Annotated in this window: 1 protein-coding gene; it reads right to left on the reverse strand. The window is 59.7% G+C overall.

Annotated elements, in window-relative coordinates:
- Positions 1-196: 196 nt before the first annotated feature.
- Positions 197-1,061: ISL3 family transposase (locus tag THISIDRAFT_RS00035; protein ID WP_221913915.1), on the reverse strand; the 865-nt coding region annotated here is incomplete at its 5' end.

A 1,061-nucleotide genomic window follows, 5' to 3' on the forward strand; every position in this document is an offset into this window, starting at 1 on the left:
CTTCGATCCGGCCAAGGAACTGATCATTGCGCTCTATCCTTGCGAAGATGCCTACACGCAGGAGCGGGCACTACTAGGCGCGGGGCTAGCGGATGTGGAGCCCGATGATCTGTGGTTGGCGGATCGCAACTTCTGCACCCATGGCTTTCTCCGGGGGGTGGCCGACCGAGGTGGTTATTTTTGGCTCCTCGTCACATTAAGTGGATTTAATCATGGAACTCACCGGACTTCCGATCAGGTAGATCATGCCGATGAAGGTCTCATCATTGCGGTACCCTCGAGCTCTGGCTCTGGCGGCCTGGAACAGACTATTCATGCCTTTCAGCCGGGCGTTGGTGTAGGTGGAGGTCCAGCGTTGAACAACGCGCTGCCTATGATTTTCCAGAGTTCGGATCGCCTTTCTGACCGGCTCAAGCCTGGGTGTTTCACCGACCAGCGCCCTGGCGTAGTTGATGAAGTGGGTGATGCGCCACTGAGCGGCTCGCGGTCCCTTGGCCTTTCGTATCCAGGCCAGCTTCTCCTTGATCCGCCAGGCGGTGGCGGTATCAAGCCCCTGCGTGAGCATCTCGGCAATGGCGATGGTCTGGTTGTCGGTCAGGTTGCCGGGGGTGCCACGCTTGAGCACGGCCCAGCGCAGGTGGTTGGGCAGCGGTTTTTCGCGCCCTTCGAGCTTGCCTACCTCGTCGACCGAGCGGGTGAAGGTCTGCACGATATGAAACCCGTCGACCGTCACCGAGGCGTTGGGCAACTCTTTGGCGACCCCGCTGAGAAAGGCCGGGGACATGTCGCAGACCACTTCGACGATGTGCTGCGTGTCGCCACCATGGTCTTTCAGAAAGGTGCTGAACGGCTCCAGGGTAGCCTTGCCCTTGCCGGGCACGGCAAAGAGAACGGGTTCCTTGCTGCGCGCCATGTCGATAAAGACGGTGACGTAGTTATGTCCCCGCTTGGAGGCTGTCTCATCTAGGCCGATGGCTTGTACCGCCGAGAGGTCGAAACAGCCAATGGCCTGTGCGATAGAGTGTTTGACGATGCGCCACAGCCGGGTATCGGTGATCTCC

Source organism: Thiorhodospira sibirica ATCC 700588, from assembly GCF_000227725.2.
GTDB classification, from domain to species: Bacteria; Pseudomonadota; Gammaproteobacteria; order Ectothiorhodospirales; family Ectothiorhodospiraceae; genus Thiorhodospira; species Thiorhodospira sibirica.